At 51.9% G+C, this 21,951-nt stretch carries 24 protein-coding genes; 4 read left to right on the forward strand and 20 right to left on the reverse strand.

The annotated features are described in order from the left end of the window. From F7B33_RS01730 to F7B33_RS01750, 5 genes are all read right to left on the reverse strand, one after another. Positions 1–1,445 (reverse strand): 2-oxoacid:acceptor oxidoreductase subunit alpha (locus F7B33_RS01730; RefSeq protein WP_297072789.1); only part of this gene is annotated, 1,445 nt, incomplete at its 3' end. 940 nt (positions 1,446–2,385) lie between these two features. Next, positions 2,386–3,615, reverse strand: coding sequence for an FprA family A-type flavoprotein (locus F7B33_RS01735; protein WP_297072813.1), 1,230 nt, complete (start codon positions 3,613–3,615; stop codon positions 2,386–2,388). A 78-nt stretch (positions 3,616–3,693) separates the two neighbouring features. Next, positions 3,694–4,239, reverse strand: coding sequence for a methyltransferase domain-containing protein (locus F7B33_RS01740; RefSeq protein ID WP_297072791.1), 546 nt, complete (start codon positions 4,237–4,239; stop codon positions 3,694–3,696). Further along, entirely contained in the window at positions 4,239–4,994 is a 756-nt protein-coding gene (locus F7B33_RS01745) for a hypothetical protein (RefSeq protein WP_297072793.1), read from the reverse strand. The genes F7B33_RS01740 and F7B33_RS01745 overlap by 1 nt, the downstream gene beginning before the upstream one ends. After that, the gene (locus F7B33_RS01750) at positions 4,991–5,539 is read right to left on the reverse strand and encodes an NAD(P)H-dependent oxidoreductase (protein ID WP_297063142.1); all 549 of its coding nucleotides are present in this window, start codon (positions 5,537–5,539) and stop codon (positions 4,991–4,993) included. Before F7B33_RS01750 ends, F7B33_RS01745 begins: the two co-directional genes overlap by 4 nt. 97 nt (positions 5,540–5,636) lie before the next feature. On the opposite strand from F7B33_RS01750, the gene F7B33_RS01755 reads away from it, so the two are divergent. Continuing rightward, complete coding sequence (locus F7B33_RS01755) at positions 5,637–6,497, forward strand: hypothetical protein (protein ID WP_297072795.1); 861 nt, start codon at positions 5,637–5,639, stop codon at positions 6,495–6,497. On the opposite strand, the gene F7B33_RS01760 is transcribed toward F7B33_RS01755, so the two are convergent. Continuing rightward, positions 6,484–7,095: a hypothetical protein gene (locus tag F7B33_RS01760; RefSeq protein WP_297063146.1), complete on the reverse strand. Its 612-nt coding sequence runs from the start codon at positions 7,093–7,095 to the stop codon at positions 6,484–6,486. The genes F7B33_RS01755 and F7B33_RS01760 overlap by 14 nt on opposite strands. Before the next feature lie 303 nt (positions 7,096–7,398). Here F7B33_RS01760 and F7B33_RS01765 point away from each other — a divergent pair, with 303 nt between their 5' ends. The 3 genes from F7B33_RS01765 to F7B33_RS01775 are packed head-to-tail and all read left to right on the forward strand — an operon-like array spanning position 7,399 to position 9,303. Further along, positions 7,399–7,920, forward strand: a complete 522-nt coding sequence (locus F7B33_RS01765; protein WP_297072797.1) for a ferritin — start codon at positions 7,399–7,401, stop codon at positions 7,918–7,920. 1 nt (position 7,921) lies between these two features. Beyond that, positions 7,922–8,710 carry a sugar nucleotide-binding protein gene (locus F7B33_RS01770; RefSeq protein ID WP_297072798.1) on the forward strand — a complete coding sequence of 263 codons (789 nt, stop codon included), beginning with the start codon at positions 7,922–7,924 and terminating at the stop codon, positions 8,708–8,710. Continuing rightward, on the forward strand, positions 8,707–9,303 hold the full coding sequence (locus F7B33_RS01775) for a class I SAM-dependent methyltransferase (RefSeq protein ID WP_297063151.1): 597 nt from the start codon (positions 8,707–8,709) through the stop codon (positions 9,301–9,303). Before F7B33_RS01770 ends, F7B33_RS01775 begins: the two co-directional genes overlap by 4 nt. Here F7B33_RS01775 and F7B33_RS01780 read toward each other — a convergent pair. The 14 genes from F7B33_RS01780 to F7B33_RS01845 all read right to left on the reverse strand — a co-directional run. Next, positions 9,281–9,964, reverse strand: a complete 684-nt coding sequence (locus tag F7B33_RS01780) for a ubiquinone/menaquinone biosynthesis methyltransferase (RefSeq protein ID WP_297063153.1) — start codon at positions 9,962–9,964, stop codon at positions 9,281–9,283. The genes F7B33_RS01775 and F7B33_RS01780 overlap by 23 nt on opposite strands. Continuing rightward, on the reverse strand, positions 9,945–10,586 hold the full coding sequence (locus F7B33_RS01785; protein ID WP_297063155.1) for an ATP-binding cassette domain-containing protein: 642 nt from the start codon (positions 10,584–10,586) through the stop codon (positions 9,945–9,947). The genes F7B33_RS01780 and F7B33_RS01785 overlap by 20 nt, the downstream gene beginning before the upstream one ends. Then, positions 10,562–11,293, reverse strand: a complete 732-nt coding sequence (locus F7B33_RS01790) for an ABC transporter permease (protein WP_297063157.1) — start codon at positions 11,291–11,293, stop codon at positions 10,562–10,564. The genes F7B33_RS01785 and F7B33_RS01790 overlap by 25 nt, the downstream gene beginning before the upstream one ends. 2 nt (positions 11,294–11,295) lie before the next feature. Next, entirely contained in the window at positions 11,296–12,261 is a 966-nt protein-coding gene (locus F7B33_RS01795) for an ABC transporter substrate-binding protein (protein ID WP_297072800.1), read from the reverse strand. Then, complete coding sequence (locus F7B33_RS01800; protein WP_297072815.1) at positions 12,262–13,158, reverse strand: 4-hydroxybenzoate octaprenyltransferase; 897 nt, start codon at positions 13,156–13,158, stop codon at positions 12,262–12,264. 1 nt (position 13,159) lies between these two features. Then, positions 13,160–14,605: a UbiD family decarboxylase gene (locus tag F7B33_RS01805; protein ID WP_297063162.1), complete on the reverse strand. Its 1,446-nt coding sequence runs from the start codon at positions 14,603–14,605 to the stop codon at positions 13,160–13,162. Between the two features lie 3 nt (positions 14,606–14,608). Beyond that, the gene (locus F7B33_RS01810; protein ID WP_297072802.1) at positions 14,609–15,379 is read right to left on the reverse strand and encodes an ABC transporter ATP-binding protein; all 771 of its coding nucleotides are present in this window, start codon (positions 15,377–15,379) and stop codon (positions 14,609–14,611) included. Continuing rightward, positions 15,360–15,974: a flavodoxin domain-containing protein gene (locus F7B33_RS01815; protein ID WP_297063166.1), complete on the reverse strand. Its 615-nt coding sequence runs from the start codon at positions 15,972–15,974 to the stop codon at positions 15,360–15,362. The genes F7B33_RS01810 and F7B33_RS01815 overlap by 20 nt, the downstream gene beginning before the upstream one ends. Next, a complete protein-coding gene (locus F7B33_RS01820; RefSeq protein WP_297063168.1) occupies positions 15,971–16,906 on the reverse strand; it encodes an iron ABC transporter permease in 936 nt (311 codons plus the stop codon). Before F7B33_RS01820 ends, F7B33_RS01815 begins: the two co-directional genes overlap by 4 nt. Continuing rightward, positions 16,903–17,778 (reverse strand): hypothetical protein, encoded by an 876-nt coding sequence (locus F7B33_RS01825; protein WP_297072804.1) that lies wholly within the window; start codon positions 17,776–17,778, stop codon positions 16,903–16,905. Before F7B33_RS01825 ends, F7B33_RS01820 begins: the two co-directional genes overlap by 4 nt. A gap of 21 nt (positions 17,779–17,799) precedes the next feature. Continuing rightward, positions 17,800–18,864, reverse strand: a complete 1,065-nt coding sequence (locus F7B33_RS01830; RefSeq protein ID WP_297072806.1) for an ABC transporter substrate-binding protein — start codon at positions 18,862–18,864, stop codon at positions 17,800–17,802. Between the two features lie 10 nt (positions 18,865–18,874). Further along, a complete protein-coding gene (locus tag F7B33_RS01835; RefSeq protein WP_297072808.1) occupies positions 18,875–20,080 on the reverse strand; it encodes a TIGR04053 family radical SAM/SPASM domain-containing protein in 1,206 nt (401 codons plus the stop codon). A gap of 97 nt (positions 20,081–20,177) precedes the next feature. Beyond that, positions 20,178–21,173 carry a cytochrome d ubiquinol oxidase subunit II gene (gene cydB / locus F7B33_RS01840; protein WP_297072810.1) on the reverse strand — a complete coding sequence of 332 codons (996 nt, stop codon included), beginning with the start codon at positions 21,171–21,173 and terminating at the stop codon, positions 20,178–20,180. Next, the coding region (locus tag F7B33_RS01845; RefSeq protein WP_297072812.1) for a cytochrome ubiquinol oxidase subunit I at positions 21,173–21,951 on the reverse strand (779 nt) is incomplete at its 5' end. The genes F7B33_RS01845 and cydB, both read right to left, overlap by 1 nt.

Genomic DNA, 21,951 nt, shown 5'->3' on the forward strand with positions numbered 1-21,951 from the left:
AAGGTAGAACCCCAGCTCACCACGAGGTATTCGGCGTTTTCTTTTCCAATCAGCTTTGGAAGTGGAGCGTTCCTCTTTATGGTCTCGAGCTTTTTGATGGCCCTCTTCTCCTGCATTTTTACTGTCAGCTCGGCATCCTCGGTTATGTCACCCCACTCGTCGTGCTCGTTCCCGTTGGCTATCACGACCTCCTCGCCGTAGCCCGGAACGGCCCTCGGCGGGATTCCGTTCTCAGTCGGCTCGTACCTCCTGTAACCGGGCTTGGCCTCTACTATGTGGCGCTCGAACTTCACCTTGCCAGCATCAGGGGCCGGAAGGTTGTAGTAAGTATCGACAAAGTACTGGTCGGTCATGATTATCACGGGCACCTGGTATTTGTCAGCCAAGTTGAAGGCCTCCGCAGTGAGGTAGAAGGCCTCCTCAAGGCTTCCCGGAGCTAAAATTATCCTCGGGAAGTCGCCGTGGCCCGTATGGAGGACGAGGTTTAAATCACCCTGCATAGTCCTCGTTGGTAAACCGGTAGCGGGCCCCGGCCTCTGGGCGAGGTGGATTACCACAGGGTTCTCGGCCATTCCGGCTAAGCTGAGCGCTTCGCTCATGAGCGCAAAGCCGCCGCCGGAAGTGCTTGTTATTGCCCTCGCCCCAGCGTACCAGGCTCCTAATGCCATGTTTATGGCGGAAATCTCGTCCTCGACCTGCTCAACCACTATCTCGAACTCCTCCGCTTTCTGGGCAGCAAAGGTGGAAACCCCGGTTGACGGACTCATCGGGTAGAAGCTCAGGAAGTTCATTCCTCCTGCCAAAGCGCCTATTCCTACCGCCTCCGTGCCAGTTAGAAGAACGTCATCTTTGACCTTCTCGTCTCTTTCAACATCAACCGCTATGGTTCCCTCTTCGCAGAGCTTAACTCCCAGCTCGTAGCCCTTCTTAGCGGCTTCGATATTCTTCTTCACGACGTTCTCGCCCTTGCTCTCAAAGCGCTTCCTTATGTACTCCTCGACCGCCTTGAAATCACCGTGGAAGAGGCCGAGTATCAAGCCAGCTGCCGTCGTGTTGAGGTAGAGCTGGCTCCCGGTTTCGAGGGCCATCTTCGTGAGCGGAACCTCGACGAGGTTGACTTTGTCCAAGAACGTCTCTTCGACGTTCTCCCTCTCGCCAAGAACTACAGTGCTTTCACTCAGCCTGTCCTTTACCCATGTAAGAACGCCCCGCTTGAACGGAACCAGGATGTCTATCCTCTTCACGAAGGCCCTTACAGGCTTCGAGGAGACCCTAATCTCGGTGGTGTTTATCCCGCCTCGAATCCTCGACATGTACTCCTTGTTAGCGTAGACGTGGTATCCTGACCTTTTGAGGGCATGGGTCAGTATCTCCTCGACCGTCTGGATGCCCTGACCGGCCACTCCGCCCAGGACTATGGAGACCTCACCCCTAAACTCAGCCATCCTATCAGCTCCCGTAAGTTTTGATGTTTATCAAGTGTCGATTCGTTAAGCAACCTTATATAATTTTCCATTAATGTTCACCGTTACACAGTTCCAACCCAAAAGGTTAATATGTGGGAACTACAAACTTAGGGTGAGATGATTCTTGTAGAGGTAACCGGCAGGGAAGTTTTTGAGATAGCGGTGAACGCGGAGATAAAGGCCAAAGAGGTCTGTGAAAAACTAGCATCACAAGCGGAACGCTAACTAAAGAAGAAAAGCCCGAGGTGGCTAATCAGTGTTATCCTTGGCATAGACGAAAAGAAACCACTGAAGCTCGTTTCCTCTATGGGGAAGCGCTCTGGACACCCGCTTGGAGATGCTATCGTGAGAAAGGCTCAGGAACTCGACCTTGGACTTGAGGAACCAATGGAGTTTAGACAATAACTGGCAAAGGGGTTAGAGTGTTTGTGGGTGGAAGAGAATGGTCTTGGTAGGCGGCATGAAGCTCCTGGTGGAGATTTCAAGTCAACAAGCTGAGCCAAGAGATACTGGTGAAGATAAAGCAGAACATCTTCTGGGCGATGTTCTACAACACGATTTGGGTTCATACCATTCGCGGAGGTCTCACCTTTATTCTCTTTGGCGTAGAGTTCAGGCTCAAATGAGCAGCTTGAGCCATGAACATAAGCAGCGTGAGTGTCGTCATGAACTCGCTCCTTCTGAAAAGGGCAAAGATTTGGGGTGGCTGAGATAATAGTCAAGTACGACGGAAAGTTTGACTTTGAAAGTGGAAAGACCATGCTGTAGTTCTCTAGAGATAAGGACTGCCACATCAACGCCGAGAAGGGAACAACCTCGGATTGCTTTGATGTTCTTAACGTCCCGACGCTGGTCTATTTGAAGGACGGGGAGGAAGTTGTAAGGGTGTTAAAAAGCCTTCCATGAAAATAGAGAAAATTCAACCAGCCCACTCGACGAGCTTCCTCACGGCTTCTCTGAGCCTCTCTTCGTCTTCCTTGGTCGGTCTTCCCTTACTCTCAACTGTTTCAACCAAATCGAACTTGCTCCTGCTTATCAGCGTCTCTATTTTCTTCGCCGCAACTCCGCCCCAGCCGAAGGCACCGACGATTAGAACGGGCTTCTCGTAATTGGCCTTGTCAAGTATCTCAAAGAGGGCATATCTTATGCGTGGGTGTATCTCAGCCTCATAGGTCGATGCCCCCATGATTATCGCCTCGCTGTCCGGCACTTCCCCAAGGATATCGCTAACGGCCGGCGCTTCTTTGTCGGTGAAGCGGTAGACAACCGGCTTCTTGCCGAGCTTCTTGAGTTCATCAATTACTATCTCCATCCTCCTCTCGACGAAGCCGTACATGGAATCATAGACAACCAGAACCTTATCCTTGGTCGGAACGCCCGCACCGACGCGCTCGTAGTATTCGAAAATCCTCCTCGGGTTCTTGCACCATGCAAGGCCATGGCCGGGCAGAATCATCTTCGCGTCGTCAACTATGCCGAGCTTTTTAAGCTTGTTAATGTTCTGGACAATATACTTGTGGTAGTGCCCTATAACAGTAACGATGTATTTGGTGACATAGGGCAGATACTCCTCGATTACCTTCTCGTCGCTGTCGTCTATCGTCTCAGGAATGCCATAGCCACCGCCGGCGTCACAGCTGAATATTAACCTGTCTTCCACGACGTAGGTTATCATGGTGTCCGGCCAGTGGAGCCACGGAACCGTTATGAAGCGGAAGGTCTTTCCTCCTATCTTCATCTCCTCGCCATCCTTGACAATTTTGAAGTTCTTAACGACCTCCTCACCGTAGAAGCCTTGGAGAAGGTTCCTCGCGAAGGTAGTACCTATCACCTGAGCTCTGTAGCCGTTCTCCTCGAGGAGCTTTGGCAACGCTCCGCTGTGGTCTGGCTCGGTGTGATGGACTATGACATGAGTTATCCCCTTCGGGTCGATGAGCTTTTTCAGAGCATCGAGAAAGAGGTCTGCGTAGTCGGCTTTCACTGTATCAAAAAGTACAACGGCGTTATCGAGCTTCATGAGGTAGGCGTTGTAGGTTATGCCCTCCGGGATGTCCCACGTTGCTTCGAAGTACTTAATATCATCATCGTCAACCCTGATTATGTAGAGCTCCGGGTCTGTGCAGAGCTTTTCAACCCTGACGTTCACCATTGAAATCACCGTAAAAATTTCGAGAATCTAAGCTAAAAAGGTTTTCACAAAACTTACCTTTATTCAGACTATTTTTACCTAAATCGAGCCGGTTCTTAGTATGACAAGGTAGTAGGGAAACCTGACCCGAGAGAGAACCAGCTTAAAGCCCTTTAGATTTATGAGCTCTTCCCTCGGGATTTTCTCCTCCCTTGGCGGGCCCTTTGGGGAATCCACACACCACTCTATTATAAGGATGTATTCCGCTCTTGAGGACCAGTAGAGGTAATTTTTCCACCCTTCAATTTCATGGAGCGAGAGGGAAAAGGACACAAGGTCAGGTCTTTCACTGATTTCAGGAGGTTTTTCCGAGATAATTACCTCAACGTTTGTAATTCCCCTCTCGCTCAGCCTCTTTTCTAAGAGTTTGGCCATCTTGGGATTGGCCTCGACCGCGTAGACCTTCCTGAAGACCCATGAAAGAGGAATTGTCAGATAACCTGTTCCCGCTCCAATATCAACAGCAACTTCCCTCCCGACCGGAAGGGAGAGGATGTAGCGCAGTATCTCCTTTATCGGGAGGGCCCTTCTCCTCTCGGGGCTGTCAAGCTGGTCCGCGAAGGCCGGATTGAAGGGCATTTTCATCACGTCAGGTAGAGCACCGCTAAGGTTATTGTGTATAGAAGCATCACGCTCCCGAAAACGCTCCAGCCGAGCCTTTTGATGTCGTCAATTTTGGCGACGTACGTGCTGTCCCTGAGGTTTCTGACAAGCCTCACCGTCGGTTCTATAAGAGCTAGAACAAGGTAGGGGTTGTAGAGAACCACGAGAAAGGCCGGAAGCCAGGCTATAAGCGGATACTTCTTCGGAAACTTCCTGAAGGCTAGCTTTGTCTCGACGTAGGCCGCCCCAATGGCCTCGTAATAAGCGAGAAGGAACCAGAAGACAAGGACGTCGTAGTTGAAGGGCCTTCCAGAGACGGCTGGAGCGAACAAAGCGGGCACCGCCGGAAGGAGGTTGCCGAGAGCGTAGGTTACAGGGTTTTTCCAGCCCTTCTTTCTGGAGAACGTGAAGTGGAGCGCGAAGAGGACACCAATAACGCCAAGCGGGATTAAAAGGGGATTGTCTGTGGACGGCTCAAGGATGCCCTTTCCAAACCAGTACAAGGCAGGAAGGAGGTATGCCAGCCCGTTAAGGCCAAGGGCGAAGGCCATTCCCCCCATCCGCCAGGAGCGGTAGGAGTCGAAGGCGTAGTCGAAGGTGAAGAACGTGATGAGCGCGACGCTTATTCCAATTAGCCAGCCCTTCCAGTCTGCGTGGCTCAAAATTAAGCCCCCAATCATCGCCAGAATTATAGTTCCTCCAGCCCCGGGTTCCCTTGGGACTTTGAAAACCCTCATTGGAGCCCCCTCCGGACCTCATCTCGTATGGGTTTCAGGGCCAGGGCGTATTTCTTAAGCCTTCCAAAGAACCTCTCAACCCTTTCACGGTACTTTTCGTCCTTGAGCTCTTTCCCATCGAAGAGCTCGCCGACGTTGTAGAACAGCACCCATGAGATGGGCAACATTCTGTAGTTCGTTGCGAGGAGCTTGAGCTCCTGGAGGAGCCTCGCTCCACCGGTGACACTCGAAACGGTGACGATACCAACAGGAAGCCCCTCGTACTCTTCAAAGAGAGTATCAAGCAGGATTTTGAGCTCCCCTGGAAAACCGCCGTTGTACTCGGGGGCAACGATGACGAGGGCATCGGCCTCGATAATCTTTTTTCTGTATCTCTCCACCTCCGGCGGGACCTTCCAGCGGTGGGTGTAGCAGAGCGGGTAATCCCTAACGTCTATCAGCTCGCTCTCAAACCCAAGCTCCCTCGCTTTTTCTGTGAGATATTTTGCAACTCTCTCGCTTTCCCTTCCATCTCTTCCCGTTCCGAGGATTATCTTAACCTTCATAGCGACACCGAGAAGAGTAACCTTAACCGCTTAAAGGCCTTACTGGACAGAAATGGGGAAAGGAAAGGGCTTTTAATCATCAGTCTAATCCAACGTCATGAACTGGAAAACGGCTCTCCCCATCTTATGGGTCATGCTTTTCGTTGCCACTCCTCTGACATACGCCACCGGTTCCACCTGCGGTCCCCACCCAATTCTCGCGCCAAATGAATACTGCACCTTTTACCCCTTTATCAAAACTGGCGAGGACGATGCGATTATAGACCTCTCCTGGGACGCCCTTGGTCCGGGGATGTCCGGCCTGCCGACTCCGAGTATGGTCGGTGACTACTACTTCTACTTCAAGGGCGGGAGGCTCTACTATCTCGGAAACACTACTGGAGCGTATGACCTGCTCTACGTCTTCCACGACGGTCACTGGTACCTGAGCGACGGGAGGGTGATTTATCCCAAGGGGCCCTGCGTTGTGGAAAACGTCACGATTTCAGAGAAAATCAAAGGGGAGCTGTGCCCCTGCTCTAACGTCTCGCTCAAATCAAAATCCTACCCCGTGATTCTGAAGGGCTCTACGCTTCAAATCGTCGGGATAACCCCAGCAGGTTCAATCGAACTGCCCCCGCTAAAAAATCTCACTTATACGATAGAGTTACCCGGGAACCTGTCCATTAACCTTCCCCCAAACGTCACCCTGAAGGCGGTCTCCTTAGGTTACGGCTTTCTAATCTACACCCGCCCGATGAGGTTCGACGCTCCCCTGAACTGGAGTGAGGTTAGGGTTCTCTACTACGATGGAAGAACGCTGGAAGTTCTCAACTTCACCGAGGCTTTTAAAAACAGGCTTTCCCTCTGCGAAACTCTTCCCAGAAAGAAGGGAAATGTTGTAGTCTACGGATTCGTGCTTGGAACGGCGTTGTTCAGCCTGATGATGTGGAAAATAATGAAAATCAGGCGAAGGTAACGCTCCTGTCCTTGAGGGAGCGGTTGAGCAAGTCGGCGTGCTCCAGTGTAACCTGGTACTCCGCTATCTTCTCCAGCTTTATCTCGGTGCCATCGAGGACTATCTTGTTGACGTAGACCTTGCCCTCGTCGAAGCCGACGGTGTAGACGAAGAGGTCCTTCTTGCTCAGGTACTCCTTTATCTTCTCGTCCTCAAGGGCCTTGGTGAGGCCGCCAGCTGCGAATATCCTGACATGGACGACGAACGCTCCGGGAACGTCCTTCTCGGCGAACTGCCTGAGGGTCTCGACGAATATCTCCTTAGTTTCTTCTATCGGTGTCTCACCGCCAAACTGGAGAACTGTGACCTGCGGGCCAAAGGCCTTGACGCGCTCCGCTATCTCTGCCTCCTTGCCCTTCTCCGCCAGGAAGTGGTAGGTAACTCCCCCGCTGAGGGTTATGAAGGTCGCCTCGGTGGCAGTGGCGATGCTGGAGCATATTATGTTCTTGCTGGCAACTACAGCAACCTTATTGAGTCCAAGGTCGGCGAGGGCCTTTCCAACGAGCCTTCCAGTCAAAGCTCTCAGATAGATTTCCTCCTCAAAGGTTGTCTTCGCCATTTCACATCACCTCCTTACCCACTTCTGTGGGTTTGTTCTCGATTATGACCAGTGATGTTGGAGAATATAACTTTTTCGGTTTCCCTAATGAACTTTTGATAGACTAACCTAAAATTCAACTGACAGAACGACGAAAGTCTGTAGAAAACGGGCGAAAATCTTGACAGTTCGACTACACAAAGGTGTGTTTTGAAAGAAAACGTCAAGCAAATACCCAAATGCACACATTATGACAGGCACTTTTTGATGGTTCGATAGATAAACTTATAAGGTTCGAAAACAAAAAAGAAGTGAGGTGATACCATGCTGAGCGAAAGAATGCTCAAGGCCCTTAACGAACAGCTTAACAAGGAGCTTTTCTCAGCTTACTTCTACCTTGCGGTGGCCTCGTATTTTAAGGCCCAGAACCTTGATGGCTTCGCGAGCTGGATGGAGGCCCAGGCGGAGGAAGAGCTCGGCCACGCGATGAAGTTTTACGACTACATCTTCGACCGCGGTGGAAAGGTCGAGCTTGAGAGACTTGAAAAGCCCAAGGAGGACTTCGAAAGCCCGCTGAAGGCCTTTGAGGCTGTCTACCTCCACGAGGTCGGGGTTACTCAGTCTATATTCAAGCTGGTGAAGCTGGCCAGAGAGGAGAACGACTACGCCACCGAGCAGTTTCTCCAGTGGTTCGTTGAGGAGCAGGTAGAGGAGGAGGCAACGACAAAATCCATAGTGGACAAACTGAGGCTCATCGGCGACCATTCTCAAGGGATATTCATGCTGGACAGGGAATTGGGAGCGAGAAAGGCCCAGCTCAGGAACCTTATGACCCAAGGTGTCTGATGTGATTCTCGTCTTCGGCGGGACGGGCTTTGTGGGCTCTTTTGTTTCTTCCCGTCTTTCTTCGGTTGACGAGGTTGTTCTGGCAGTGAGAAAACCAGGGAAGTCGAAATTCAGGCAGGTAAGATTCAGTAACCCGGAGGAGATACCGGGTCTTATATCCAGGTTGAACCCCGACGTGGTTATCAACTTCATCGGCGTTTTGAAGGGGGACTATGCTACGGCCCACGTTGAAATCCCAAAGCTCATCTCCATCGGCGCGGAAGAGATAAAGGCAAGGTTAATCCACACGAGCGCCTTTGGGGCGGATGAAAACTCCGGGATACCTTACTTCAGAACGAAGGCCCTCGGTGAGAAAGCTGTGAGAAAGGTTAAAAGCCACGCGATAGTCAGGCCTTCCCTCGTCCTCGGGCCCGGTCAGAGGATTTTTCGACAGGCCTTGAGGTTCAGGGTTTTTCCAAAGGTGACTGCAAGGGTCCAGCCCATAGACCTGAGGGACCTTGCGGAGCTCTACTTCAGACTCATCGACTCAAAAAACGGAACCTTCAACGCCTGCGGTAATGAAGTCGTTCCCCTTGGGGAGCTGGTTGGTAACGTTCTCAAAAGGGCAAGAAAAAGGGTACTTCTCCTTCCGTTTCCGAGGACAATAGCGAAGGCACTCGGGAAGGTTGATAAGTCCTTCCTCATGGCACTGGAAGACAACGTTTGCACCCAAAACCACGCCCTGGAAATTCTTGGGAGCCTCAGGCCACTTGAAGAGTCGCTCTTCTGGACGGCGGAGGGGTTGAGATGAGATACAATTTAGCGAGTTATGTCTACGAACCAATAAACACCCTCCTCGAAAAGCCGACCGGGATAAGAAAGGCTAGAAGGGAGTTAATTGGCAAGGCCTATGGTAAGGTTATAGAGCTCGGCGTCGGAACCGGGTTAAACCTTCCACTTTACCGCGAAGACGTTGAAGTTATTGGGATTGACGTTAGTGAGGGTATGTTAAAGAAAGCTGAGAGGAAGAAAAGCCCGGCCAAAGTAAAGCTCTTAAGGGGGGATGCCCGCTCCCTGCCATTCCCCGATGAGAGCTTCGACACCGCCGTTTCCACCTTCTTCCTCTGCGTCGTCCCGGAAAAGGAGAGGGTTTTGAGTGAGATAAAGCGTGTTCTAAAGCCCGATGGACTTCTTCTCACGATGGAATGCTCTCCGACGAGAAACCCAGTCTTCTGGAATTTTTTGAGAGGACTAAGCTCGTTGACTAGTAAAATAACCGGAACGGATTTCAGGATTGATATTGGGGAACTCCTCAGGAGAAACGGCTTTGAGGTCATTGAGGAGAAGAACCTTGTAAACGGGGCCGTCAGGATTTTGGTCGCTAAACCTTCTCCAGAACCATGACAAAGGCTATCCTTGGGAAGAACCACTCCATTGTGAGCACTTTAAAGCCTCTTTTCTCAAACTCCATCGAAAGCTCCTCTGGGGAAGGAAAGGCCTCTATGGAACGCCATAGATGGTTATAAGCCTCTCTGTTGCCCGTTAAAATCCCTCCAATGATGGGAACGACGCTCCTTGTATAGAACCACGTCAGTTTTCCGAGAAGACTCTCACTTCTGGAAAACTCCAAGATGAGGAGAATTCCCCTCCGCTTTAAAACACGGTGGATTTCTCCGATGGCTTTCTCCCTGTCGGAGAAGTTTCTCAGGCCGAAGGCTACACTCACCAAGTCAAAGCTCCCATCTGGGAAGAGAATCTCCTCGGCGTTTCCCACCTTAAGCTCCGCGAAGGGGACCTTTTTCTTCGCTATTTCTAGCATTCGCTCACTGCAGTCCAGACCGTAGAATTTGGCCGGGATGCCTCTCCTCTCAAGCCTTTTCCTCATACACATTATCATATCCCCGGTTCCGCAGGCAACGTCCAGAATGCGCGGTTTTTTGACGTCTACGTAGGTAAGGGCTATTTCACAGGCCTTTCTCCGCCACCTCTTATCGAGGCCAAGAGTTGTGAGCCTGTTAACTAAATCATAGCGCTCGGCTATGCTGTTAAAGAGCTCCCTTACCAAGTTCCTCCCTCCGCAGGATTTTCTTAACGGTTGCTGGCCTTCCTCCGAGGACATAAACCCTGTGGGCGACTCTAAAAAGCTCCTCAAGCTGGTGCGAGACCACCAAAACAGCTTTTCCAGAATTGGCTAATTCCATAATTATTGAAATAAGTGTTTCCTTAGAGTTCTCGTCTAGTCCTGTAAAGGGTTCATCCAAAATCAGGACGTCGAAATCGAGGAGTAAAGCCCTTGCTATTGCCACTTTCCTTCGTGTTCCCCCGCTGACATCCTTGGGGTATCTATCAAGGAATTCCTCTATGCCGAGCCTTTTGGCAATAGCTACTAGTTTGCATTCTCTCTCCCTGAACCTCAAACCGAGGCAGATATTGTCGCGGAGCCTCTTCCATGGGAGGAGGTAGTCCTCCTGATAAACGACCGAGAGCTTTCCTTTAACCGAGACCTCGCCGGAATCGGGCTTTTCAACGCCGGCTAAAATCTTCACGAGGGTGCTTTTCCCTGTCCCGTTCGGCCCGACTATGCCCACAACTTCGCCCCACTTAACATCGAGGTCTATCTCACCGAGGATTTTCTCGCCGTTGAAGGATTTTTTCAGATTCCTTACCAGTACCAGCGTCTCACCCATAGTTCAAGCCTCCTCAGAACGAGCTGGTCTACCGTTATCATAAGTATCACAAGGAGGAGTGCCCACGCAAAAACACCCGCCTTAATCCCAAGGTCGTAGGAGTAAACGAGCTGGTAGCCTATTCCGCCGGCCGAGCCGAAGGCCTCGGCAACGACGCTTATCCTAAGGGCGATGCCTATCGCTATTCTACTCGCCGATACCATCTCCGGGAGGGTTCCTGGGACTATGAAGTGTCTGTAAAGCTGAAGCTTCGATGGTCTGAGGAGAACTACGAGTGGACGGTATTTTTCGAGAAGGTTTTCGCTCGAACTTATTCCAGCGGAGAGAAGGGCAGGAAAAGATGCCATCGCTGTAACGAGGATTGGGGCAATTGTGCTTGTAACGCCGAAGAGCATTATGAAGATTATCGTCCACACTAGAACGGAAACGCTCTGGATGAAAACGTTTAAAGCACTTAAAAATGCCCGGAACTCTGAGGAGTAGAGCGCTAGCAGTATAGCACCTCCCGTTAGACCTAAGGCTATGAGAAAGCCCGAAAGGCTGTGGTAGAGCGTTAGGAGGAGGGATTTGAGAACCAAACCATAGCCAACCTTCGAGTAGAAGGAGAGTGTTTCACCTATTCCGGGGATTAGCGTGGAATACAGCCTCGCAAGAGCCACCCACGAACCCACTGCAAAAAGGAAGAGATAAAGCCATCCACGCTTCATCTTCAGCCCCTGTAGAATATGTCGAGGTTTTCGGGGTTCTTTTTCAGATAACCCCCGAGGTAAGCAAGATACCACTCGCTCTTGATTCCCTTGATGAGGTCCTCGTCGAGTTCATCGTCGTTGACCTCTGTCCGGGAGTAGAGTATATTTAGGGTTTTTTCGTCGAGATGGTAGAGGTTTCCGAGTATTTTCTTTGTCTCCTCGGGGTGTTCCTTCCAGTAGTTAGCGCTCTCCAGCTGAGCTTTTATGAAGGCATCGACGAGTTCTCTGTGCTTTTTGAGGAAGTCTCCGCGAACGACCCAGACGAGCATGACAGGAGGGCCCTCAACTATGTCCTCGTCGTCCGCTTCATCCCACAGCTTGGAGAACGTCGCTATCACGGTGTAGTTTTTGACTATGAGTTGGCTCACCATCGGCTCCCAGATGACAACTGCGTCAACGTCTTTCAGAGAGTCCTCGATTGAGCCGGGCGGGACGTTAACAACGGTGTAGTCATTCGGCGTTATGTTGTAGAGCACCTTCATATAAGCCTGAAAGAGCTTGAACGTGCCCGAGGCAACGACGGCCCCAATCTTCTTACCTCTAAGGTCTTCAGGATTCATCTTTTCCCTCCCAATTATGGCTTGGTTTTGGAACATGTCAACCCCGATGATTTTTATGTCAACGCCACTCTGAGCTAACTTCGCTGCCATCTCAGCAGGAATTACCGCGAAGTCAGTCTCACCCTTCTCAAGAGCCGCTATTATGTCCGGCGTTTTGGCCAGACGGAGAACCTTAACGTGGAAGCCGTTCTTCTCGTCGAAGCCCTTGGCCTGCATTATGTCCAGCGTGCTTATTCCTCCCAGCAGGGTAGCCGCTTTCACCGTTGGGAGCTCAGCTGTGCTCGTTGTTTCCGTGGAGTTTGACCCTACACATCCCGCGGTTAAAACGACAAGGCCAACGAGGAGCAACGCAATTAGGCGCCTCATTCAAACCCCCCCAAGCAGTTTGTCCGCTATAGCGGAGAGCGTAAGGATTAACCCAATTGGTATGTTCAGGTTGAAGGCCTTCGGAACGTTTTCAAGGCTTTTTCTGGCGAGATAGTTCTCGTAGAGGATTAGAACGCTCGCAACGAGCCATCCAGCAAGGTAAACCCATCCGAGACCGTAAAGGGGAATCGCAAGGCCAAAGAGGACTATAGCTACCAGGTGGAAGACCAAAGCGATGTCAAGGGCCTTCTTTATCCCGAATCTTGCCGGGATGCTCCCAACGCCATGCTTAACATCAAACTCGTAGTCCATGAGGGCGTAGATTGTGTCGAAGCCCGCTACCCAGAAGAGAACCCCAAAGAAGAAGGCCCACGGAATCCTCAGAAGGGCCTCAACCAGTGAAGCGTTTCCAGCAACGGCTATCGTCCCTCCAGCTACCGCCATGGCTAGGGTTAGGCCGAGGTGCAGATGCGGGAAGCTGTGCTTCCTCTTGCTCTGGGGATAGGCGAGGGCCAGAACCCAGGGAATCGGGCTGAGCAAAGCTGTCCAGATGTTTAGCAGAACGGCCGAGACAAAGTAGAGAACCGAGCCTACAACAACGAGCCACCAGGCGTCGCTGATTTTTACAGCTCCCTTAATCAGGGGCCTGTTCCATGTCCTCGGGTTCAGACTGTCTATGTCCATGTCTGCTATGTTGTTGTAGGCTAAAGCCGCTGTCCTCAACCCGAGGAGGGCGAGGCTCATGAGTATTATTTCCCTCCAAGTAACATGGAAACCGCTTAGGAGCGCTCCGGCATAAGCATACGGCAGGCTGAAGAGCGTGTGCTCTATCCTGACGAGCCTCATGAGGGCGTGGAACCTGCTTGCTTTACTGACTTCACCGGGGTCAAAGGTCATCTCAACCACCCAGATACTTTCTGAAAAGCTCTTCGAGCCTCCTAATGACTTCGGGGGCCTCCTCAACTTCCTCAACGGTTCTTCCGTTCATCTCCAGCGGGAGCTTTCTCGTAGCGTCTATTCCCAGCTTACTCCCAAGGGGTGGGGTTGGAACCGCTGGGTCAAGGGCGTCTGTGTGTGCGTTCGGGATTACCAAAACGTCTCTCTCTGGGTTTACGAAGGAAGCTACCGCCCAGATGACCTGGTTTATGTCGTGGACGTTAATGTCCTCGCTGACGACGATTATAACCTTGGTCAGCGCCATCTGTCCCGTTCCCCAGAGGGCATTGAGAACTTTCTTGCCCTGACCCGGATAACGCTTCTTTATCGAAACTATTGCCACTCCTTGAAAGACGCCGTACTCCGGGAAGTTTACGTCAACCACTTCAGGCAGAACCATCCTCATCAGCGGGAGGAAAATCCTCTCGATGGCTTTCCCGATGACGGCATCCTCAAGAGGTGGCTTCCCGACGACCGAACCATAGTAAATCGGGCCGTCGCGGTAATACAACCTTTCGGCGTGGAAGACAGGGTAAAACTCGTTCCTCTCGCTTGGTTTGTCGTAGAAGCCGAAGTGGTCTCCAAAGGGCCCCTCTTCGCTCAGCTCGTTAACGTCAACGTAGCCCTCTATGACTGCCTCAGCGTTTGCCGGAACGAGGACGCCGTTGGGTAGGCGGTAGAGTTCAAGCCCTTTCCCCCTCACAAAGCCTGCGAAGAGAAGCTTGTCCATGGGATAGGGAACCGGAGAGACGGCCGTTAGAAGGGTTCCTACGTCAGAGCCTATCGCTATTGCCACCGGCATTCTTCCGTCGTTCCTCTCAAGGTAGTCCCGCCAGGCCTGGCTTCCGCGCTTGTGAACCTGCCAGTGGACAACTCCCCTCCTGCCATCGAGGAGCATAACGCGGTAAACGCTGATTGAGTTCACTCCCTTTGGGTCTGAGAAGCAGATGAGAGGATATGTCAAATAGCGGGAGGCATCTTTTGGCCACGTCTTAAATGCTGGAATGAAGTTCAATGGCTCTTCTTCGATTACATTTTTCGTGAACTCCGCCTTTCTCACGATTTTTGGGAGGTAGGTTCTAATCTCCTTCAGCCTTCCGAGGGAGGAGAGCTTGTCAGAAAGGCCGAGCGGAATGCCCTCTAAGAGTTTGAGTGGCCTCTCGCCGATTTCCTCAAGTTTGCTAACACCAAGGGCTTCTCTAAGGGTTCCAACGCTCGTGAAGAGGTTTCCAACAGCCTTCCACTCTGGATGGCCTTTAACCCTCTCAAAGAGAACGGCCCCCTTCTTTTCGTACATGACCTTCCTCAGAAAGGCCGGAATCTCAAGCTCCGGTGAAAGCTCCTCCTCAACGCGGATAAGCTCGCCCTTTCTTTCAAGCCAGTCGAGATAATCTCGCATGTCCTTCATCGCTCACACCTCTAACCTCGGCCTTAAAACGGTCTCACCAGAGCAGTCTATAAGTTCAAGCTCTATTCCGTAGGCCTCACTTAAAAGCATCTCATCAAAGACTTCATCCGGCTTTCCCTGGGCGATTATCCTTCCGTCCCTCATCAGAACGAGCCTGTCGGCGAAGAGGTAGGCTAAGTTGGGGTCGTGTATAACTAAAAGAACACCAACGCCTTCCCTCGCAAGCTTCTTCACAGTTTGCAGGACGAGGAGGGCGTTTTTCAAATCGAGCTCACTCGTCGGCTCGTCGAGGAGGAGGTATCTGGGCGATGTCATCAAGGCCCTTGCCGTCAGGAGGAGCCTTATCTGACCCCCACTCAGCGAGGTGTAGGGCTTTTCTGCGTAGGAGTCGAGGCCAAACGTTTTGAGAAGTTCCCGGGCTTTTCCCCTGTGCTTCTTGCCCGGAGTGCCAAACGGCCCCAGTTCTGGAGTAGCCCCGAGGAGTACGAAGTCAAGAACTTTGAAGGGGAACGTTGGAACATGATTTTGAGGAATGAAGCCAAGAAGCTTGGCCCTCTCCCCTGGTGAAAGCCTGTGGATGTCTCTCCCATCAACCAAAACCCGCCCTTTATAGGGCTTCAGCGTTCCGTAGATTAACTTAAGCAATGTGCTCTTTCCAGCTCCGTTTGGCCCTATTAAAGCTACCAGCTCACCGGGATTAACCTTAAGGTTAACCCCATCTATCCTGAAGTCCCCGTAGGAGTAAGATACTTCCTCAGCCCATAGTCCTCTCAAGCTCCCTCACCTTTTCCATGAAATCGAAGTTTTTGGCCTTTTCGACCTCGCCTCGTTTGAAGTGCTTCCCGAACCATTCGTAGTAGAGTAAAACCCTCCTCACGAACGCTTCGATGTCATTCTCATTGAAAAGGCTTTTCTTCTCAAGCTTTTCACCGAGAACTGCGTAGAACCTGACCATCTTCCTCCTGTCTTCCTCGCTCAGCTTATCCGGGTCTATCTCTCCTCCAATAAGCGTCCCGTAGAAGGGCGGAATCTCGAAGGCCTCTATCAATGGCTGAGCGTAGGCTATTCCTCCGTGAAGCTTTCCCATGAAGACAGAACCCGCTAAATGCATGGCCACCAGGAAGAACACCTTCGGAACGTCCTCAAGCTCTCCCCTGTGTTTCTCAACCCACTCCATCAAATCCCAGTGCGGACCGTCACGGTAAACGGGAGCAGCCATGACGACAAGGTCGTAATTAACGGGCGATAGGTTTTCTTCAACATGGGCAACTTCAACCTTATGATTTCTCTCCTCGAAGAGCTTTTTAACCAGATTGACAGCCTTTTCTGTCGTTCCATAACGGGTTGTGTAAACGATGAGAATCCTCAACTCCATCCACCCCCTGTTTTTCTCAGCAGATAACCGAAGAATGGAACCCCTACCAGAGTCGTTATTATCCCAACAGGAACATCACCGGGGAGGAGCCTCACAACGACATCAGCCAGAACCATCACGGTTATTCCGATTGAGATTGTCGCGGGGATGAGCTTTGAGTGCTCCGGGCCGACGAGCATCCTTGCCATGTGGGGAACCATTAATCCAACCCAGCCGATTATCCCCGTGAAAGAAACAACGAAAGTAGTCATTAAGGCTGATATAAAAACGAAAAGACCCCTCCAGAGGTGAATGTTCAGGCCCAAAAGCTCTGCCTCATCGCCCAAGCTCATCGCGTTGAGGTTCCAGCGGAGGAGGAAGAGGAGAAGAGCAAGTGTGAGAACTCCGGGGAAGGAGTAGGCCACTGTTCTCCAGTCTGCGTTTGAGAGACTGCCCATCAGCCATACCACAAGAGCCGACAAACTCTCGCTCGGAAGGAGGAGTTCGAGGAGCGAAAGAAGAGCCGAGAAGAGGGCAGTAATGATTATCCCCGCGAGAATCAGGGAAACTGTGGAAACTCTACCGTTTATCCTCGCCATCCAGTAGGCGAGGAAAACAGCTAAGAGGCCGAAGAGGAGCGCGAGCGGAGCAAGGCCGGCGAAGGGCAAAAAGGCAACGGCTATTGCCGCACCTAGGGCCACTCCAGAGGAAACGCCTAGGATGTAGGTGTCAACCAGGGGATTTCGAAAAACGGCCTGCAGGGTCATGCCACCCAACGAGAGAGCTATTCCCGCGGAGATGCCCATCAAAGTCCTTGGAAGTCTGATTTCCCGGATTATCGTTACGGCTCCCGGAGTTAGGTGAAGGGGATTGGTTGGATAACTCCCCACGAAGATTCCGAGGAATACCGCGAGTGATGGCAGGATTATGAGGGCCAGCCTTCTCATTCCTCAACACCACAGAGGCTGTAAAGCTCTTTCGCGGGCTTTCTCCAGTCCGGAAAGTCCTTCCCGTGGACGAGCCTTCCAATCTGGTAGATTCCCGGAATTAAGCGGGGACTCCAGCGCATAAAGCTTTCCCTGTCTAAAGCCGAGCCAGCTATGTGAACGTTGCCTCTATCAACGGCTTTAACCCTTCTCCATTCCGCCGAGTCAAGCATCTCGTCCCTTATCCCTTCGAGCCTCTCCCGGTTTGTCAGAACGCTCGTCAAAAGGAATATATGGTCAGCATCGCTGAAACGCCTGATGAAATCCTCCTTTTTAAGGGGATAGACCTTCCTTTCCGTTCTCAGTCTCTTCCCGAGGCTCTCGGCGTGGGCCTTCTCGACCGCGTCGCTTATTACGTTTGTCCCAGTTATGACGTTTATCCCGCGGTAGAGCATAACCACCTTCGGCTTTTCTCCCAGTGACTCCGAGACCTCGGCTATTCTGGACATATGCTTATTGTAAAACTCTCCGAGCTTTGAGAAGTCTCCGCTGGTTTTTTCGGCTATCAGTCTGCTCCCTTCAACGAGGTCCTCAACTCTTAAAAAGTCGAGTAGAAGAACATCGGCGCCAATCCGTTCGGAAAAGGAATACAGCTCGCCCGATGAGTGAAGGTTCTCAACCCTGAAGTCGAGGATTAGTTTCGGCTTTATTCCCTCCAGAACGTCCCAGTATGTTTTCTTCGTCCTCTTGAGGTATTTGCCAATAACTGGCCTGTCCTCCAGCTCCGGCAGGCAGTAATCGAGTTTGACTTCCTCGTTTACCCCAGCTATTTCGCCTCCATTTCCAACCAGCTTGACGATTTCCGCGAGGCTTGCCGGAAAGACCGCTATCATTCTTCCACCCCAAAATGGAAATTAGGAGAGGAAGGGATAGAACTTCTGGAGGAACTCCTTAGCTTTGTCCTCCCAGCTGGGGTAGTAGTTGGGATAGACTGCCTTTCCGATGACCCATATTCCGACGGCCATCCTCGGGCTCCACCGGAGGAAGGAATCTTTCCCCATATCGGCCCTCAGTATTATGACGTTGCCCTCACGGACAGCCTTTATCTGCCTCCACGCATCGTCGCTCAGAATCTCCTTTTTAAGCTCCTCAATCTTCTCGTACGGCGTTACTGCACTTGTTAGAAGGATTATCACGTCCGCGTCCTTGTAGCTGGCGATTATCTTCTCCTTGTCCATCGGCACCCTAACCGGTGTGTAACCGTTGAAGGTGATGTTCACCATGTAGTCCCCACCGACAAGCCTTACCGCCTGAGCTAAAACGTCGTTGCCGTTGACGAGGTAATACTTCCCCATTATCGGCTGTATCATCACTACCTTCTTTCTGTCCTCTGCCGGTATCTTCGAGGCTATCGCCTTAACCTCGGCCACCTGCTCGTTGAAGTATTCCTCGAAGGCTCTGGCTTCCTTCTCCTTCCCGAAGAGTTTCCCAAGTAGAGAAACGGCCTTCGGAATGTCCTCAAGCTTATCCTCGCGGAGCATTATCACAGGAATCCCGTAGCTTGCCGACCTGTTGAGGAATTCGTCAACGTCATAGAACTTCTTGAGGTAGAGGTTCACGATGAGGTCGGGCTTTAATGCCAAAACCTTCTCCCAGTCGTCTATCTTAAGCATCTTACCAACGACGGTTTTGTTCTTCAGTTCCGCACTGAGGAAGGCATCTCCCCTTGCCTCCGCTGGGATTCCAACGACCTGATTGCTCGCGTTGAGGAGCTGGACCATCTCAAGGGCCGAAGTTGACAGGATTACCGCTCTCTGGACGGGAACCTTCACGGTTACGCTTCTCCCAACTAAGTCCTTGACGGTTACTTCCTTTTGGGTGGGGGTTGCCGTTGTGGAGGTGTTCGAACTTCCAATGCAGCCAGCACCGAGAACCGAAACCAGCAGGATTCCGACGAGTAAAACCGCTTTCCACTTCATTCCAACCACCTCAAACCGGTTTCTGCTCTCCAAAGGTGCCAATGGGGAAGTCTAATCCAAACTCTTGAGCGAGCCTGAGGTAGGAACCTGGCTCGTAGGGACAGGCCGGGTCTTCGGCTAGTGGGTCTATATGGTAAGCGTAAGCCCTTGCTCTGCTCCCACCGCATATCTCTTTAAACTCACAGGCACCGCACCGTCCTTTGAAGTCGGCCGAGCGGAGCTTTCTCATGAGTTCGCTCTCCCTGTAAATCTCAACTAGGCTCTCCTCCCTCACGTTGCCCACGCTATAGGGCAAGAAGCCACTTGGATAGACGTTTCCGTTGTAGGCGATGAATACTATACCCTTCCCGTCGCGCGTTCCCATAGTCTGTGCTCTCGCCTCTCCACCCTCTCCGAGGAGTTCAACCAACCTGCGCTTCAGCCGGAAGTAAAGCTCTCCTGGCTTCAGAACCTTATCCGGCTCGAGGCCTTTCTCTTCTAGGGCCTTCCTCATGATGGCAACTCTCCTGAACATCGGCCCCTCTGTTGTTCTGACGAGGAGATGCTTCGATGCCTCGTAGAGGAAATGGGTAACGTCTTCCCACTCTTCCGGATTCAAATCGTTCTTGAAGTTGCCCCTGCCGGTTGGAACGAGGTAGAAGACCTCCCAGATTTCAACGCCCAGCTCTTTCAACAGCTTGACCATCTCTGGTAAGCCTTCAAGGGTCTCGCGCATAACGACGGTGTTCACTTGGACTGCAACGTCTCGCTTGAGGAACTCCTTTATCGACCAGACAGTTCTCTCCCACGTCCCCTCGATGCCTCTTATGGAATCATGAACCTCCTGGAAGGGACTGTCAAGGCTTATGCTTACAGCCTTAACGCCGTGCTCGACGATTTTATCAATCGTATCCTCCGTGAGGAGTGGAGTTACGGCCGGAGCCAAACCAACGCGAATACCCTTTTCAGTTGCGTATTCGATAAGGTCGAAGATGTCCTTTCTCATGAGGGGGTCTCCACCCGTTAGGATTAAGATTGGGTAGGGCCTTCCAAATTCAGTGAGTGAGTCTATCAGTTTCTTCCCTTCCTCTGTTGTTAGTTCGCCGGGAAGGGCTTGAATGATAGCTTCCGCCCTACAGTGCTTGCACTTAAGCTGGCAGGCTTTGGTGGTTTCCCAGAAAACCAAAACTGGCTTTTTATCATATGGCCAGGAGCCCTTAGATTTGCCTCGGTGCATTTCGACCACCGTCTCTGGTTACCAAAAGAAACTTAGCTGTAACGAATTATAAACTTTTCCCTAAAAAAGTTCGAATATCAAAAGAAGGAAAAAGAACTCAGTAGTAGCCTTCCGCTTCGGTGACCTTACCGCCGAACATCTTGTAAACGTAGAGGGTGTATGTCATGATGATTATTGCCAAGATCACTGAGACACCGAGGACCGCCTGGAGGGTCAGAGGAGAAGCGGCTAAGTCGTGGATGCTGAGCCTGAAGTTCGGGTCGGTGGTGGAGATGACCCAGTACGGGTACATGCTGTAGTAGACTAGGTAGACCACCAGTGGGAATGCGAGCCAGCTGATGTAGAAGGCCAGCTTCTCGGCACCTTTCTTGATGAGGTAACCATCGAGTAATCCTGCAACGAGGATTACTAGCGTGAGCCCAAGGCCAAGCGGGGTCATGAGCCTCTCGAACCTGAGCGGTGCCCAGATTTTCATGCCAATCACTGTCAGCAGGAGGAAGACCACCGTGAGGAGCCAGAACTTGAAGGCATAGCCCCTGAGTTCCTCCTGAAGCTTTCCGGTGGTCTTGTAGACGCCCCAGTTAGCCCCGTGCCAGAGCACCGCGAAGAGCACGAAGAGGCCCACTATCAGCGGATATGGTCTGAAGAGCGTCAGGAGCGAGCCGTGGAAGCCCTCGGCGTCTATGGGTATGCCCATGATGAGGTTGCCCACTATGACTCCAATGACGAGCGGGATGAGGGCGCTGACTAGGGCGAACAGCTTGTCCCAGAGTTCCTTGTTCTTGTTCCTGAACTCGAAGCCGACTGCCCTGAAAATGAACAGGAACGCTAGTAACCAGACCGCTAGGTAGAACGTGCTGAAGAGCGTCGCGTATAGGGCCGGCCACATCGCGAATATTCCCGCACCCCAGGTGATGAACCAGACCTCGTTGCCGTCCCAGACAGGGGCGATTGTGTTGATTAGTACGTCCCTGTCCTTCTGGTTTTTGATGAAGGCCAGCAACGTTCCTATTCCAAGGTCGAAACCGTCAAAGGCAAGGTACATTCCAAGGAGGAAGGCGGAAAAGTAAAACCAAGCTGTCGCGTAGTCCATCACTGACCACCTCCCGCAACACTAACGGCCGGAGCTGGTTTTGACGTGACATCGCCCTCAACCGGTTCCGGTCCTTCCCTAATGAGCTTCCTGACGAAGTGGAGCCAGATGTAGAACAGTATGCTGTAGACCACGACGAAGCCGATGAGGGTTATCAGCACGCTGGTCGTTGAGACGTTTGGCGAAGCACCGTTGTTGACCGTCACCATGCCCCAGACCATCCATGGCTGTCTTCCAACCTCATGGGTGAACCAGCCAGCCTCTCCAGCCAGCCACGGGAGCGGAACTGTAACAACCAGTACCTTGAGGAACCATCTGGCATCGTAGAGCTTGCCGAGGAGGAGCAGTAGAACTCCCACGAGGCCTATCAGGATGAAAAGCGTTCCAAGGCCGACCATGACGCGGTAAGCGTAGAACATGAAGGCAACCGGAAGGGCATCCTCAAGGACCTTGACCATCTTCTCGTTGGCGTTGGGGTCGTTCGGATTAACGCCGTAGGCCTTCATTATACTGTCAACCACCTGCTTCTTGACCTTCTCGTTTGCGTAGTTCGGGTTGTTGAGGACCTGCTGGTACCAGACGTACTTGGCCGCATCATGCAGTCCTAGAACTTTAGCGTTCCAGTCACCGAAAGCCAGCCAGCTTAGGAGCTTTGGAATCTCTATTGCGTACTTCACCTGCTGGTTCTTCTCGTCAACGATACCGAAGACAACCATAGGTGCCCCCGTCTCTGTCTTAAAGAGACCCTCGTCGGCCGCTAACTTGGTCGGCTGGTACT

It is taken from the genome of Thermococcus sp. (assembly GCF_015523185.1).
GTDB lineage: Archaea > Methanobacteriota_B > Thermococci > Thermococcales > Thermococcaceae > Thermococcus.